The 14,875-nt window shown below is 39.2% G+C and carries 15 protein-coding genes and 1 pseudogene; 10 read left to right on the plus strand and 6 right to left on the minus strand.

Going from position 1 to position 14,875, the window contains the following annotated elements; translation table 11 throughout:
• The first annotated feature begins 62 nt into the window (after window positions 1–62).
• From ACSC9N_RS01570 to ACSC9N_RS01615, 10 genes and pseudogenes are all read left to right on the plus strand, one after another.
• A complete protein-coding gene (locus tag ACSC9N_RS01570; RefSeq protein WP_395475025.1) occupies window positions 63–1,484 on the plus strand; it encodes an FAD-dependent oxidoreductase in 1,422 nt (473 codons plus the stop codon).
• 223 nt (window positions 1,485–1,707) lie between these two features.
• Window positions 1,708–2,586, plus strand: coding sequence for a metal-dependent hydrolase (locus ACSC9N_RS01575; RefSeq protein ID WP_395475027.1), 879 nt, complete (start codon window positions 1,708–1,710; stop codon window positions 2,584–2,586).
• 149 nt (window positions 2,587–2,735) lie between these two features.
• A complete protein-coding gene (locus ACSC9N_RS01580; protein WP_395475028.1) occupies window positions 2,736–3,326 on the plus strand; it encodes a LemA family protein in 591 nt (196 codons plus the stop codon).
• 37 nt (window positions 3,327–3,363) lie between these two features.
• On the plus strand, window positions 3,364–4,431 hold the full coding sequence (locus ACSC9N_RS01585) for a TPM domain-containing protein (RefSeq protein WP_395475029.1): 1,068 nt from the start codon (window positions 3,364–3,366) through the stop codon (window positions 4,429–4,431).
• Entirely contained in the window at window positions 4,425–4,985 is a 561-nt protein-coding gene (locus tag ACSC9N_RS01590; RefSeq protein ID WP_395475030.1) for a TPM domain-containing protein, read from the plus strand. Before ACSC9N_RS01585 ends, ACSC9N_RS01590 begins: the two co-directional genes overlap by 7 nt.
• A 205-nt stretch (window positions 4,986–5,190) precedes the next feature.
• Window positions 5,191–5,293 (plus strand): annotated as a pseudogene (locus tag ACSC9N_RS01595) (pilin); the annotation flags it as partial.
• Complete coding sequence (locus tag ACSC9N_RS01600; RefSeq protein ID WP_434056516.1) at window positions 5,272–5,769, plus strand: pilin; 498 nt, start codon at window positions 5,272–5,274, stop codon at window positions 5,767–5,769. The pseudogene ACSC9N_RS01595 and the gene ACSC9N_RS01600, both read left to right, overlap by 22 nt.
• A gap of 7 nt (window positions 5,770–5,776) precedes the next feature.
• A complete protein-coding gene (gene tfpZ / locus ACSC9N_RS01605) occupies window positions 5,777–6,550 on the plus strand; it encodes a TfpX/TfpZ family type IV pilin accessory protein (RefSeq protein WP_395480422.1) in 774 nt (257 codons plus the stop codon).
• A 4-nt stretch (window positions 6,551–6,554) separates the two neighbouring features.
• On the plus strand, window positions 6,555–8,174 hold the full coding sequence (locus tag ACSC9N_RS01610) for a Wzy polymerase domain-containing protein (protein ID WP_439036105.1): 1,620 nt from the start codon (window positions 6,555–6,557) through the stop codon (window positions 8,172–8,174).
• Window positions 8,175–8,250: 76 nt separating this feature from the next.
• Window positions 8,251–9,888 carry a PglL family O-oligosaccharyltransferase gene (locus tag ACSC9N_RS01615; protein WP_395475034.1) on the plus strand — a complete coding sequence of 546 codons (1,638 nt, stop codon included), beginning with the start codon at window positions 8,251–8,253 and terminating at the stop codon, window positions 9,886–9,888.
• A 48-nt stretch (window positions 9,889–9,936) separates the two neighbouring features.
• Here the strand turns inward: ACSC9N_RS01615 and bfr are convergent, their stop codons facing one another.
• From bfr to gmk, 6 genes are all read right to left on the minus strand, one after another.
• Window positions 9,937–10,401, minus strand: coding sequence for a heteropolymeric bacterioferritin subunit Bfr (gene bfr, locus ACSC9N_RS01620; RefSeq protein WP_004691472.1), 465 nt, complete (start codon window positions 10,399–10,401; stop codon window positions 9,937–9,939).
• A 251-nt stretch (window positions 10,402–10,652) separates the two neighbouring features.
• On the minus strand, window positions 10,653–10,847 hold the full coding sequence (locus tag ACSC9N_RS01625) for a bacterioferritin-associated ferredoxin (RefSeq protein ID WP_010327639.1): 195 nt from the start codon (window positions 10,845–10,847) through the stop codon (window positions 10,653–10,655).
• Between the two features lie 155 nt (window positions 10,848–11,002).
• A complete protein-coding gene (locus ACSC9N_RS01630) occupies window positions 11,003–11,386 on the minus strand; it encodes a RidA family protein (RefSeq protein ID WP_004691470.1) in 384 nt (127 codons plus the stop codon).
• Between the two features lie 69 nt (window positions 11,387–11,455).
• The gene (locus tag ACSC9N_RS01635; protein ID WP_395475035.1) at window positions 11,456–13,555 is read right to left on the minus strand and encodes a RelA/SpoT family protein; all 2,100 of its coding nucleotides are present in this window, start codon (window positions 13,553–13,555) and stop codon (window positions 11,456–11,458) included.
• 223 nt (window positions 13,556–13,778) lie between these two features.
• Entirely contained in the window at window positions 13,779–14,060 is a 282-nt protein-coding gene (gene rpoZ / locus ACSC9N_RS01640) for a DNA-directed RNA polymerase subunit omega (RefSeq protein ID WP_004978050.1), read from the minus strand.
• Window positions 14,061–14,137: 77 nt separating this feature from the next.
• Window positions 14,138–14,761 (minus strand): guanylate kinase, encoded by a 624-nt coding sequence (gmk, locus tag ACSC9N_RS01645; RefSeq protein WP_005401338.1) that lies wholly within the window; start codon window positions 14,759–14,761, stop codon window positions 14,138–14,140.
• Between the last annotated feature and the right edge of the window lie 114 nt (window positions 14,762–14,875).

Here is a 14,875-nt window from a genome sequence, read left to right on the forward strand (position 1 = left end):
GCTGATACATAGGCAGGTGCAGACGATAGATAAACGGGCTGCACCTACCCACGGAGAGAGACATGGCAGAGCGCCTAAACAATGACTTTCAATTTCTGGATGTAGCACGCCAAGATCCAGAGAAAAAAGAGATTCAGGTCCGCAAAGCAGAGTTTGTGGAAATTTATAAACCTTTTACAGCGGAAGTGGCAGCAAATCAGACCCACCGTTGTTTAGGGTGTGGTAACCCATATTGTGAATGGAAATGTCCAGTACATAACTACATTCCAAACTGGTTAAAATTGATCGCTGAAGGTCGTATTTTCCAAGCAGCAGAATTGTGCCACCAAACCAACACGCTACCTGAAGTATGTGGTCGTGTTTGTCCGCAAGACCGTTTATGTGAAGGGGCTTGTACCTTAAACGATGGTTTTGGTGCAGTGACGATTGGTAACGCTGAAAAATACATCAATGACACCGCCTTTGCACTGGGCTGGCGTCCAGATATGTCTTCAGTAAAGTGGACAGATAAAAAAGTCGCGATCATTGGTGCAGGCCCTGCGGGTCTAGGCTGTGCTGATATTTTGGTGCGTAGCGGGGTGAAACCTGTTGTATTCGACAAACGTCCTGAAATTGGTGGTCTATTAACCTTTGGTATTCCAGAATTTAAAATGGAAAAAGATGTGATGAAGCGTCGCCGTGAAATCTTCACGGGTATGGGCGTGGAATTCCGTTTAAATACTGAAATTGGGACAGATGTCACCATCGATCAACTGCTTGCAGAATACGATGCGGTGTTTATGGGTATGGGTACTTATACCTATATGAAAGGCGGCTTTGCAGGTGAAGACCTTAATGGTGTCTATGATGCATTGGATTTCTTGATTGCCAATGTCAACCGTACTCAAGGTTGGGAAAAAGACCCAAGTGAGTACATCAGTGTTGAAGGCAAAAAGGTGATTGTTCTTGGCGGTGGTGACACTGCAATGGACTGTAACCGTACTTCGATTCGTCAAGGTGCGGAAGTGGTGAGCTGTGCATACCGTCGTGACGAAGAAAATATGCCAGGTTCACGTCGTGAAGTGCAAAATGCCAAAGAAGAAGGTGTGAACTTCTTGTTTAACCGCCAACCAATTGAAATCGTCGGTGAAAATGGCAAAGTTGCGGGCGTGAAAGTGGTTACAACTCAACTTGGCGAGCCTGATAGCCGTGGTCGTCGTAGTCCAGAACCAATTCCAGGTTCAGAAGAAATTTTACCTGCAGATGCGGTGTTATTGGCATTTGGTTTCCGTACCAGCCCTGCGGATTGGTTTACAAATGTGAATATTAACCTTGATGGTTCGGGTCGTGTGGTTGCAGCTGAACAGCAAACTTATAAATTCCAAACCTCAAACCCGAAAATCTTTGCGGGTGGTGATATGGTTCGTGGTTCAGACCTTGTTGTCACAGCGATTTGGGAAGGCCGTCAAGCAGCTGAAGGTATTTTGGATTATTTAGACATTTAATCTAAATCGTTCAACACAAAAACCCGCTTCGGCGGGTTTTTTTATGATCACTATTTGCCTGAGATGATATGAAAGAGGTGGATCGGGATAAGTCGAAAAAGATCTGGTGGTGAGTCAGATAAAAATGGATGAATTTGCAAACGCACTAAGCATTTTTGCCATATGTGAATGGCCTCTAAATTCAGATACTGAAGATCGCTCGGTTAAATGTTAGGAAATGGACATGACTCAAGTGACGACAGAAAAACTATATCAACATCGTCCAAAAGCTCAGGGTATTACGATTCGACGTTTGCAATTCAACCCCAAAGCCATTCGCAGGCATTATTTTGCCAATTCACCGGTCATGTCGCATTTGCTGACGGCATTGTCTTCGACTTTTCCCATAGGTGAGCAGTTCTTTGTGCATAGCGTGCGTAATGTACGTGACCAAGTGAAGGATGAAAATCTGCAAGTGCAGATTGCGGCATTTATTGGTCAAGAGGCGATGCATTCTCAAGCACACACGGCATTTAATGCGGCATGGCGCCGTGATGATTATAATCTTGACCGTTTTCAGGCGTGGTTGGCGCGTAAAAATGATTATGTGAAAAACCTGCATCCTAAAATTCAGCTCGCAATCACCTGCGCTTTTGAGCATTTTACGGCACTGCTAGGCGGCTATATTTTAAGGCATCCTGAGGTATTGAGTACCTTGGATGATGATGCGGTTAAACTCTGGGTGTGGCATGCCATTGAAGAAATTGAGCATCGTGCGGTTGCCTTTGATGTTTATCAAGATGTCTATGGTGATGACAAGATTCGCCGCTTAATTATGCGCAGTGTAACGACAGGTTTCGCCAGTTTAACTTTTTACTCGGCCAGCCGTTTATTTTTACAAGACCGTAAAAAGAGTATACCGAAATTGGGCGGGAATCTGTTTGGATTGTATTTACTGGTGAAGATGTTTGTGCAATTACTGCCTGAATATCTGTCTTACTACAAAACCAACTTCCATCCTTCTGACATTGATTACAGCCAACTGTTGAAATATTGGAAAACTCGTTTAGCAGAAGACTATCAACTCGAAGGTTTTCAGCAGGAGTGGCACGCGGTTGTTTAATGTTAAGTATAAGAAATGAGTAATAAAAACCGAGTGAAGTTCACTCGGTTTTTCATTTTTAGATGCTTTAACTAAAAGCAACAAAAGGATAATCAAATGTGTTTACAATCAAGTTATTGCAATAAATACAAAAGAAAGAGGATAGCTGAATGAATTTTATGAAAAAAACTGCTGTCGTTGTTACCCTCGCGAGCACGTTAACGCTATCGGGCTGTGGTTATAATACCTTGCAGGTCAAAGATGAGGCGGTTACTGCTGCGTGGTCGGAAGTACAAAACCAATATCAACGCCGTGCAGACTTGGTGCCGAACTTGGTGAATGTAGTGAAAGGGTATGCCAAACATGAAGAACAAGTCCTAACTGAGGTCACACAGGCTCGTGCCAATGTGGCAGGTTTAAAAGTCGATAAAGAAGTATTAGAAGACCCTGCATTATTCCAAAAATATCAAGAAGCGCAGGCGCAAATGACCGGTGCATTGTCGCGTTTAATTGCGGTCTCAGAAAATTATCCAGATTTAAAAGCCAATGAACAATTCCGTGATTTGCAGGTTCAGCTCGAAGGTACCGAAAACCGTATTGCGGTAGCGCGTAATCGCTACATTAGTACAGTACAAGACTTTAACTCCTATGCACGTCAGTTCCCACAAGTCATGACTGCGAAGGTGATTGGGATGGATACCAAACCAAACTTTAATGCAGAGCAAAGCGCGCAAAAAGCACCAACGGTGTCATTTAACTAGCTGTGACTTAAAGTAATCGCAACCATAGGGTGAATGAATGATAGTACAGCAGCAGTTCTTACGGTTTTCGTATAAATGGGTGGTTGCATTCATTTTATCAGGACTGCTGTGTCTAAGTTCTTTAACATGGGCAGAGGTTGCTACAGCAACAGATGGTGGTGCTGAAACAGTTATCGCTGGAAAAATTATTCAAGGTCAGCAAGCGGAGAGTTCCAATAAGGTAAGCTCGACGAATGCTGATGTTGTGCCACAACCACCCATTGCCAATGATATGGCAGAAGGTGAATCCATCCGTGGACTGCCCACGCTAAATGCGCCCGTTGTGGATCAGGCAAACTTATTAACAGAAAGTCAGAAACAGGAAATTAGTCAACGGATTTTAGCGCTACATGAACAAGGCAAGGCACAAATTGGTGTGGTGATTGTTCCAAGCACAGGGCAAGAAGATATCTTCGACTTTGCCATGCGAGTTGCTGAAAAATGGCAATTGGGTTCAGCTAAACAAGACAATGGTTTATTGATGGCGATTGCTGTAAATGACCGTCGTATTCAAATTCTGACAGGTTATGGTTTGGAAGGTGTAATACCCGATATTGTGGCAAGTCGAATTATTCGAAATCAGATCACTCCTTATTTTAAACAGGCTCAATATGCACAGGGGGTTGATGCGGGCTTGGTTGAAATAGAACGTATTTTAAATATGGATCCTGAAGTCGCACAGAAAGCAGCTGAAGAACTTAAAGAACGTCAACAACAAGCTTTGCATGAACAGCAAGCCAAAGAGAAAACTTTTAGTACTGCATTATTTATTTTGATTGCAGGGATTATTGGTTCTTTTATTTTTGGTAAGGGTCTAAGTGCATCGACTGCTGCGGTAGCTGGAACAGTCGCTGGTTTGGTGAATGGTGCAGGATTAGTCATCAGTTTATTAATTGGTGGTGGAATTTTCTTTTTACTGATTACCGCTATTGCACAAACCATTTTTCAGCTGTTCTTGGCTTCTGGTGGGGGACGTGGCGGTCGAGGCGGCGACTTTGGTGGTGGCGGTGGATTTAGTGGCGGTGGCGGTGGTTTTGGCGGGGGAGGAGCATCAGGCTCATGGTAATAAAAACAGAAACGACAGAAATTGTCACACAACCTAAAATAGAAGAATTAAGCCAACCTAGTTTTAAGCGCTGGTTAAAGCATTTTCTATATATGCCTGCGGCTAAACGTTATTTTTCCAAGCAGGACCAACATGCAATTGCTCAAGCTGTAACTGAAGCAGAACACGGACATGTGGGTGAAATTCAGGTGGTGATTGAAGGTTGTATTCCAGCTAATCAGGCGTATAACCAAAATACACGTATACGTGCACAACAACTGTTTGCTGAACTGGGCGTATGGGATACTGAATATAATAGTGGGGTACTTTTATATTTAAATTTATGTGAACGAAAAGTAGAAATTGTGATTGATCGGGGAATCAGGAACGCAACTGAACAGGCAGTCTGGGATGAGATTTGTCAAAAAATGATTATGCAACTTTCCCGACATCAATATCGTGAAGCTGTGATGACAGGTGTATCTAGCATAAGGAAAGTGTTAAATGAGTTTTATGCACACTCAATAGATGATCAACATAATGAATTAAGTAATACACCAATCATATTGGGCTAGGAAATAGTAGGTAAGTGACAAAAAATGTCATTTTTTTACCAAAATAAACATTAAAGCTACGTTGTAATAATTTTATTTTTTTAAAGTGCTGTTTTTTCTGTTAATTTTATTATAATCAATTTTGGCACAGTTAGTGCTAACTATAAATTAAGCTAAATTAGCTTTACAAAGCTTATAAATAAACAAAACATTTGTGGAGAATGTTATGAAATCTATACAAAAGGGTTTTACTCTTATTGAATTAATGATCGTGATCGCGATTATTGGTATTTTGGCAGCTGTTGCATTGCCTGCTTACCAAGACTATACCGTTCGTGCAAAAGTTTCTGAAGCAATCCTAGCAGGTTCTTCATGCCGTACAGCGGTAACAGAAGCAATTCAAAATGGAGTAATCCCTACAAATGGTAATTGGGGGTGTGAACAAAATGCTGATGCAGGTTATACAATTAAAACTACAGGTACTGCTGCCAGTAAATATGTGCAAGGTATAGTAGTAGATTCGACTACAAATATTGGACAAATCAAAATATTATTGAATCCTACTGCATCAGATTTGAAAGATGCAAAAAACACATATATTGTTATGACACCAAAAGGCAGTGATAATAAAGCATTTACAAATAAAACTGTAAGTGACGTTCAGACAGGTCCTTCAAATAGTAATGGTTCTACGGCAGCTACTGCAGGCGGTATCACTTCTTGGGATTGTGGTCCAGGTGCCGGTACTACTGGTACCCCATCTAAATATTTACCAGCTTCTTGCCGTACAGTAGCAGCAAGCTAACAATATTTTGCAAAAAAGCTGGCTTCGGTCAGCTTTTTTTATGAGGTTTGGAATGTTGAATAGCAAAAAAGTCCGTTATTTTATAAAACATTTACTTGGGTCACTCTTTATTGGGTTAAGTGCATTATTGGTCATCTATTGGCTGTGGTATCCCGCCCCTTTAGCCACTGCCACAGGTGCGAATAAACTCATTTTAATGCTGATCATTGTGGATATCATTATTGGGCCATTGCTTGGTTTTATTGTCTATAAAGAAAGCAAAAAAAGCTTAAAATTCGATTTAGCTTGTATTATTGCACTACAGTTAACCGCATTCTGTTATGGCATATGGCATATTGCCGATGGTCGTCCTGCATGGCTGGTATTTAATGCTGACCGTTTTGAGTTAGTGCGTAACAATGAAGTCATTCATGATGGAAAGGTTAAGCCCCAGTATCAATCGGCAGCCTGGACAGGCCCACAATTTGTTGCAATTCAAGCTGCAGAAAACCTTCAAAAGAAAAATGATGATTTATTTCTTGAAATGATGTCTGGGGTTAAACTTTCACAATTTAATGCACGATATGTAGCATTAGACCAATTAAATAAACAAATGAAGCTTTCAGCTCAATCAATTGATAAACTAAAAAAATATAATAATAAGCAACAGGCGCAGCATGTACTGGAGCCTTATAAAACAGCGAAATATTATTTACCTTTAACGATGAGTCAGCAAGATTTGAGCATATTATTAGACAAAAATTATAAAATTATCAAAATTGTTAATTTAAAACCATGGTGAAGAAATGCTTTTAGAATATAAATATACTCAATCCTGTATATTATTAATCAGTGCATTATTTATATCTTTAGCATGGTTGTGGCCAAATGCGTACTATCCTTGGCTTAGCTATACTCAAGATTTATTTTGTTTTTTAGCAATATCTACATTGTTTTTACTGTGTTTGAATAAAAAATTAAATCTGCCACTAAGTTTTTTATTTTTTTTAGGTGTTAGTTGTATTCCATTGATACAATATAGTTTTGGTCTAATTTATTATATTTCTGATGCTATTTTAATTACGTATTATTTACTATTTTTTTGTTTAGCTTATTTGATTGGTTGTAATCTGAGTTTTTATATTGATAGATCGAAAATATTATTTTTATTGGCTTGTATGATTGGAGGTACAGCGATTATTTCAGCTATTTTGAGTGTGTTACAGTTTTTTGAATTAAATTTTAGTTTTATTCGGGGACTAAAGGGTCATCGTATTTACGCAAATTTTGGTCAACCCAATAATATGGCAACGTTTCATTTTATGGGTTTAATTGCTTTATTGTATTTAAATTATGTTAAACGATTACATAATGTAGTATTGCTATTAATTACTGCATTACTGGTGTTTTCCATTGTGCTCAGTCAGTCTCGTGCAGTTTGGTTGAGCTATATATTAGTTATTTTTCTGACCATGATTTACTTTAGAAATAAAATATTCATTCTGAAATTAATGACAATCGGACTGATGTATGTTGGCTTGAATATCGTCTTTAGTGTGTTAAAAACCCCAGCGGTATTAGAACGAGGAATATCAAGTAACGGTAGGTTAGATATTTGGCAACATATGCTCTTTGCCATTGGCCAAAGCTCATGGCTTGGTTATGGTTGGTATCAAACGAGTATTGCACAGCTTGAAGGCGTATTGCTTTTTAAAAATGCTGGTTATTTATCCAGTGCACATAATATTATTTTAGATTTAATATTATGGAATGGTATTCCGCTTGCTCTAGTGATTATTATTACGTGTTTTTTTATTTTAATTTCCATCTTTTACTCGCTAAAAAATAGTCAAGATTTCATATTATTTTTATGTATTGTACCAATTCTAGGTCACTCATTATTAGAGTTTCCCCTATTTTATGCTTTCTTTTTAATACCTTTTGCATTTATTTTGGGATTGTTTTCAGCGCATATGCCATCTATTTTGACGCTCAAGCAGGATACTTCAAAGTTGATATTTTTGGTGTTAATTGTGGTCTTTGCATATTCCTATCAACAAATCTATATCACTATGAACAGACTTTCGGCTGCTTCTTTTTTTTCTGAATCAAATCAAAAATTAGAATATCCAGAAAAAATATATTTATTGAATAAAATGAGTGTTCAAGAGCAATGGCTTCTTTTAGATCCGTTTACAAAAATGGATGCAGACAGAATTCAATTTTTTAAAAATTTCGTTATAAGTAAGCCAACTTATTACAATTTAATGAAATTTTCACAACTTTTGGCATATAATAATAGAAAAGAAGAAGCAAGAAAAAACCTAAATATATTAAATGCTTTATATTCTAAGACGCACACTGAGGATGAGTTACTCAGAAAAATTGATTTTAAAGGCAGTCTGATTATTTCTCAAACAAATTAAAATTTAACTCGTAAATTTTTGAATCTGAGCTAAACTTGCCAAGCTATTGATTGTTGCTTTGTTATAGTCAAATTATATGAAATTCATCCTTGTACTCATTGCAGCCATTCTCATCTCCTTTGCTTGGCTTCTCCCCATCCATTACCGCCCTTGGGTCACCTACACCGGCGAGCTATTTGCATTTTTATCCCTTTTTGCCTTAGCTGCAATTTATCTAAAAGATAAAACTAAATTGCCTGTATTAAGTTTGCCTTTACTAGTTCTTGCTACTATCCCACTAATTCAATACTTAGGTGGTGAATTATTTTTCTTCGATAAAGCTTTGACCAGTACGCTATTTGTCTTTGGTTTTTGGATGAGTATAGTCATCGGCTATAACTTGTCTGTAGAAAAAATAGATCGTGAAGATATTTTTACTGGTCTCAGCTATGTATTTTTAATGACGGGTACAGCCACGGGTGTTATTGCGATCTGCCAATGGACCAATTTGGTTGCGTATTTACCGGGTATGGTGAATATACAAGGCAACAGACGTCCTTTTGCAAACTTTGCTCAACCTAACAATATGGCGACTTTTCTACTCATGTCATTAATGGCATGTTTATATCTGTATGAAAAGAAAAAAATCCAGACCAAATGGGTAGTAGCCTGTGCTTTACCTATAGTTATCGGCGTTGCCTTAAGCCAGTCACGTACTTCTTGGGTCGCGTGTCTGTGTATTTTAGCCTATTTGGCTTATCACCAATATCGGGGTTTCATTCGCCTTAAATGGTATTGGTCAGTTACATGGTTTATTTTATTTGTCGGACTGATTGTCATATCTCCTGTATTGAGCCACCTCCTTGCACAAGCCACTGATGCACAAATTGTGCAAAGCCGCGATGTAGTACAGCGCGCAACAGGTGATATGTCTCGCTTAGCCATTTGGGAGCAAATGCTGCACGCCATTTTAGATCGCCCTTGGTGGGGCTATGGTTGGAATCAAACCAGTGTGGCTTATACTTTGGTCAGTGATCATTTTCAGGGACCCGTCTGGATACGTAGCGCACATAATTTTATTCTTGATTTTGTGCTCTGGAATGGCTTGCTAATTGGCATTCCATTTTTGGCCTACTTTGGTTATTGGGGCTATCAGCTGAATAAGCATGTCAATTCAGTGGAGTCCGTAATTGGTATTTTAATGATTGGGGCGGTGCTGGTTCATGCCATGCTCGAATTCCCGCAATATTATGCTTATTTCTTGCTTCCTGTGGGCTTTATTCTGGGGTTGGTGCAATCACAACAATCCAATATCAAGACCATTACGCTTTCACCCAATTATATGCGTGGGCTTTATGTTGTGTCGCTGTTGTTATTGGGATTGATTATTCGAGATTATTCGGTTGCTGCTGCAAAACTGAATCAATCGATACGTTATGAAAAAACACCTGAGAAAATAACCAATCAAAAGCCCATTTATTTGCTTGAAGAATTTGACCGACGGATTGCATGGATTCGTATGAGTCCATATACAAAGCTTAATCAGCAGGAATTAAACGAAATTCGGGAAATGGTTTTAAACTATCCGACTAAATATGATTTGATTAAATATGCTAAAGCATTGGCTTTTAATGGTCATGAAAAAGAAGCTAGACATCAGCTGTGGCTACTTAAAAAATTAGGAAAAATGGATCTGGATTATGCTTCACTAGCACAGCCTATTTCTAAAAAGTAGAACATCAAATGTAAAATAGCCAGTCAATTGACTGGCTATTTTTTTGGATTAAATTTGACTCTGAATATAATTTTCTACACCGACGGTTTCAACCAAATCGAGTTGTGTAGTTGTCCAATCTAACCACTCTTCTTCTTTTTCTAAAATCTCTTGAACAAGATCTCGAGTAACGTAGTCCAGTTGTTCTTCGGCAAGCTTAACAGCGGCTTGAATGGATTCAATGTTCTCTTTAACTTTACGGACATCACAGTTTAGAACTTCAACAGTATGTTGGCCGATATAGAGTTTCCCTAAGTGTTGTAAGTTTGGTAGACCTTCTAAAAAAAGAATACGTTCAATAATTTTGTCAGCATGCTTCATTTGGCGAATCGATTCTTTATATTCTGCAGAACCGAGTTGCTCAATTCCCCAGTCATTAAACATGCGAGAGTGCAGGAAATTTTGGTTAATTGCAGTTAAATGATGATAAAGCACCTGATTTAACTGATTAATTACATCACGATTGCCCTTCATGAGAAAGCTCCATTCAAACTGCGGCTTAAAAATAATATCAATAACTTATGAGAAATATCTTAAACAACAAAGTGGATTTTGGCGAGTAATTTATAGAACAGCAAATGAAAATCGCAATCAAAAGCATGCGGAATGGAAATTTGATTTTTAGGCATTTTAAAAGAAAACCCGCCTAGAGTCATAAGCGGGGGAGGAGCTACTCATAAAGAGTAAATTTATAATTATGTTTATTCTAAAAACGAATCAAATACCTAGGCAGCAATGGCTAAGCGTGAGGCAATCGCAGAGACTTCAGCACTGATGATTGAGCGTGCTTCTGGTGCACAGCGACCACAGCATGTGCCGAGGTCGAGCATCTCGCGAACTTCACGATAACTACCCGCACCATTTTCAACAGCGTCTTTAATATCTTGATCTGTAATACCACGGCATAAGCACACGTACATTTCAGCAAGCTACATGAAAGAAATAAGATAAGTGATATTATTGATAATTGTTATCGTTTGTCAATAAAAATCATTTGAAATCTCATTTGTCTTTATTGGAATTTTGGATAAAAAAAATCCACTCAATCGGTGGCTTTTTCTTAAAAAAATATAACTTATTGATTAATAATCACAATGCCATCCATCTCAACCAATGCATTTTTAGGTAGGCTAGCCACACCGAGTGCAGCGCGTGCAGGGTAAGGTTGTGCGAAATACTCGCCCATAATTTGATTGACCAACTGGAAGTTTGAAAGATCGGTTAAGAAAATATTCAACTTCGCGATATCAGCCAGTGTTCCACCAGCAGCTTCACAGACAGCTTTTAAGTTATCAAACACACGACGAATTTGTGCTTCAATGCCTTCAACCAACTCCATACTGTATGGGTCTAAACCGATCTGACCAGAAAGGTAAAGTGTATTGCCGACTAAGATTGCTTGCGAATAAGTGCCGATCGCAGCAGGGGCATTTTCAGTATGAATTACTTGGCGGGACATCGTGTTCTCCTATTATATTCACCATCAATCATAGCCTAGATTGGCATTAAAATGTGTGGATTTAAACAATTAACTCGCAATCGATGTTTCCGCAATACTAACAGGTTGAGCCAATCGACTGATACGTGGGAAGCCAAAATGCATACGTAGATCACGAATGATTTTTGCAATTTGCTTACGGTTGTGCACCACAACATTGACATAAGTCTTATCATCTTGATTACACACCATTTCGACCCCGATTTTTTCTTTACGGCATTGATAAATTAGGTCAGAAATTTGTTCGTCATCCATGGCCATGTTAATCAATAAATATGCAGTAAAACTAATTTCTTCTTCATTCTCGTTAGTCCACTGCAACGGCATGATATTTTCAGGGTGCAGATGTTGTTCATGTAGGAGGTTATGACAACGTGCACGATGCACAATAAGACCGCGGCGTGATAAATGTCCTTGAATTGGGTCACCCAACACAGGGTTACAGCAATGTGCGTATTTAACATCGACACCCTCAGTACCTTGAATGAGTCTGTCAGATTCCTGTGCACTTTGGTCATGCGCAAACAAATGATTCGCAACCAATTGCGGCAGTAAATCGCCCACGGCAATTTGTTCAAAGAGTTGGTCTTTACTTTCAATATGTCGCCATTGTAAAAGCTCTAACCAGTCTGATTCGGTTAAATCTTTAATGGATACATTGAATAGTTTTAAAGCGCGATTTAAAGCTTGTTGTCCAACAAGGCGTTGTTCTTCGATGTCTTGCTCACGCAGTATATTTTGTAGGGCACGGCGGGCTTTTTGCGTATTGACGAAGCTGAGCCAATCCGGGTTTGGGGTGGCCAAGACATCGGTTATAATTTCAATCACCTGACCACTGTGCAATGGCGTAGAAAGTGGTTTAGTTTCCCCATTGATTTTCGCACCTACCGCATGGTTACCTAAAAATAAGCTAGCAGAGTAGGCAAAATCGACGACTGTTGCACCTTGTGGTAACTCGTGTAGATGACCTTGTGGTGTATACACCCAAATTTTCTCTTGGTGTAAATAATCGAGCAGTTCGCTAAAAGTGGTTTTGGCACAGGCACCATCAATCAAGACATTTAAGTTCTGCATCGAGGCTTGAATCGCAGAGCGGCAAGCTTGCGGAGCACTGTCGCCTAGTACTACACCAAAACGCGCCGCTTTGCGCATCAGTTCGGTTTGAATGGTGACTGATAAGGTTGTATTTTCACCTTTTAAACGTAGTAGTAGCGATTGGTTACCACCTGGGAGTGGTTTACGAATATGGTCTGCAAAGTGTAAAACTTGAAAACTCTCTCGCAACACATCGGCTAAGCGGTCACAGTCAGCAATACTATTTAGAATAATTTCAAAGGCATGACTATGCGTGAGTTCATGCAGATCAATGTCATTTTTTACAAAGTGACGTAACAGTTCGATATTATTATTTTTCTTTTTAATTCGACCTGAAATTTGATGGGTTTTTAATAGCTCAGTAAGATTATTTTCCCATTTGCTTTGATATTCACAGCGTTTGGGTTTGGTTTGCAAGAGGGCTTCTTGGACATTGTTATACATGTCGAGATCAAGGTTTTGATAACACAGATGTTCGAGGTTATCGCCCATCTCATTCATGCCAACAATACGTGCCATTGGGACAAAAATATCAAAGGTTTCTTGGGCAATACGCGCACGCTTATCGGGGCGTAGTGCATCCAAGGTAGTCATATTGTGATAACGATCAGCCAGTTTAATAATAATGACACGTGGGTCTTGTAGTGTAGCTTGCAGAATTTTTCGGAAAGAAGCGGCTTTGTTATATTCTTTATCGCTGGATTGACTAAGTTTGGTGACGCCATCGACCAGTTCGGAAACGGTTTTTCCAAATTTTTCTGCAATATCTTCTTTGCTAAAGTCTGTGTCTTCAATCACATCATGTAAAAGTGCCGCCATCAGGGTTTCGGGATCTAGACGCATATGCGCTAAAATGCAGCTTACCGCAATCGGGTGCAAAATATAGGGTTCGCCACTTTTACGGGTAATACCATCATGGGCAATGTCCGCATAATCACAGGCCGCAAGCACTCGCTCGACGTCGCTTTCAGTTAAGTAAGCATCGATAATAGTTTTGAGCTGTTGTTTAGCTTGGCTGACCATTAGGCCTGGCATAAAACACCTTTAAGACGTAGCAATGACAAGAAAATTTTACTGATCCTCTAATGAAAAACATATTGCATGAGTTGTCAATTTTTTCATTCGAATAAAAGTAAAAAAGATACACCTAAACCACGATGAATCCTATCTTCTAGTTATAACGTGTATTGCACAAATATAAAAGTTATCCAATAAAAAAGCCTAGTTAAAAACTAGGCTTTTAAGCGATAAATTTTTCTTATTGGAAAGAAAAACCATCTAAATTCAAATTGTTTGCAGAAAGTGCAAGATCAAGACTCGAAGTTTGGTAGTCTTGCTCACGTTGTTTCAAAATATCTTTAGAAACATGACCGATTGCGATTTCACGTAATGCAACAACAGTCGGTTTGTCATTGTCCCACTCAACAGTAGGTTCAATGCCTTGACGTGCCAATTGACGCGCGCGTTTGCTTGCCACTAGTACAAGCTCAAAGCGGTTGTCTACATGGTCTAAACAATCTTCAACGGTTACGCGTGCCATAAGAGTTCTCGTTACAAAGGCTAAAATTAAACAGACTGTGCAGTATAAGGTGCTTTGTCTGTAGACTCAAGTTTTAATCACTTTTCAACAGGGGTGATCAGCTCAGAAATCATTTTCTGATGACGACTCGCTTGCTGTGTAATGACTAAACGATTGGCAATAATTACAGACTCAAGATCGTGCAATGCCTTATTAAAGTCATCATTAATAATGACATAGTCGAAGTTGACATATTGTTGCATGTCTTCGACCGCACAGCCTAAACGACGCTCAATCACTTCAACCGAGTCTGTGCCACGGTTAGACAGACGTTGACGCAGATCAAACTGGCTTGGTGGTAAAATGAAAATTTGTTTAGAGTCAGGAAAAAGCTTACGAACTTGCTGTGCGCCTTGCCAGTCAATTTCTAATAGGACATCATGACCTTTCGCCAATTGTTCTTTCACAGTGGCTTGAGCTGTGCCGTAGTAATTACCAAAGACTTCGGCATATTCAATAAAACCACCTTGTTCAACCAAGGCCAAAAATGAGTCTTTTTCGGTAAAATGGTAATGTACACCATCAAGTTCGCCGGGACGTTGCCCACGTGTAGTATGAGAAACAGAAACGTGAAGATTCGTTACACGGTCTAAGAGGGCTTTTACGAGGGATGTTTTGCCTGTTCCTGAAGCTGCAGAAACGACAAACAAGAGACCCGACATGATATTTTTCCTGATATGATAAAATATCTTCTCTATTTTAGAGCAGACAAGGTTTAAACGAAATAGCAAGGCGTCACTTTGTTTGCATTTATTTTATTAGTTTCCACTGATTGA

The organism is Acinetobacter sp. PC34 (assembly GCF_051789135.1).
Classification (GTDB): domain Bacteria; phylum Pseudomonadota; class Gammaproteobacteria; order Pseudomonadales; family Moraxellaceae; genus Acinetobacter; species Acinetobacter johnsonii.

What these genes read in the sequence shown, in the direction of transcription:
- ACSC9N_RS01570 (WP_395475025.1), top strand. Translation starts at nt 63, where the DNA reads ATGGCAGAGCGCCTAAACAATGACTTTCAATTTCTGGATGTAGCACGC.
- ACSC9N_RS01575 (WP_395475027.1), top strand. Translation starts at nt 1,708, where the DNA reads ATGACTCAAGTGACGACAGAAAAACTATATCAACATCGTCCAAAAGCT.
- ACSC9N_RS01580 (WP_395475028.1), top strand. Translation starts at nt 2,736, where the DNA reads ATGAATTTTATGAAAAAAACTGCTGTCGTTGTTACCCTCGCGAGCACG.
- ACSC9N_RS01585 (WP_395475029.1), top strand. Translation starts at nt 3,364, where the DNA reads ATGATAGTACAGCAGCAGTTCTTACGGTTTTCGTATAAATGGGTGGTT.
- ACSC9N_RS01590 (WP_395475030.1), top strand. Translation starts at nt 4,425, where the DNA reads ATGGTAATAAAAACAGAAACGACAGAAATTGTCACACAACCTAAAATA.
- ACSC9N_RS01610 (WP_439036105.1), top strand. Translation starts at nt 6,555, where the DNA reads ATGCTTTTAGAATATAAATATACTCAATCCTGTATATTATTAATCAGT.
- ACSC9N_RS01615 (WP_395475034.1), top strand. Translation starts at nt 8,251, where the DNA reads ATGAAATTCATCCTTGTACTCATTGCAGCCATTCTCATCTCCTTTGCT.
- bfr (WP_004691472.1), bottom strand. Translation starts at nt 10,401, where the DNA reads ATGAAGGGCAATCGTGATGTAATTAATCAGTTAAATCAGGTGCTTTAT.
- ACSC9N_RS01625 (WP_010327639.1), bottom strand. Translation starts at nt 10,847, where the DNA reads ATGTACGTGTGCTTATGCCGTGGTATTACAGATCAAGATATTAAAGAC.
- ACSC9N_RS01630 (WP_004691470.1), bottom strand. Translation starts at nt 11,386, where the DNA reads ATGTCCCGCCAAGTAATTCATACTGAAAATGCCCCTGCTGCGATCGGC.
- ACSC9N_RS01635 (WP_395475035.1), bottom strand. Translation starts at nt 13,555, where the DNA reads ATGCCAGGCCTAATGGTCAGCCAAGCTAAACAACAGCTCAAAACTATT.
- rpoZ (WP_004978050.1), bottom strand. Translation starts at nt 14,060, where the DNA reads ATGGCACGCGTAACCGTTGAAGATTGTTTAGACCATGTAGACAACCGC.
- gmk (WP_005401338.1), bottom strand. Translation starts at nt 14,761, where the DNA reads ATGTCGGGTCTCTTGTTTGTCGTTTCTGCAGCTTCAGGAACAGGCAAA.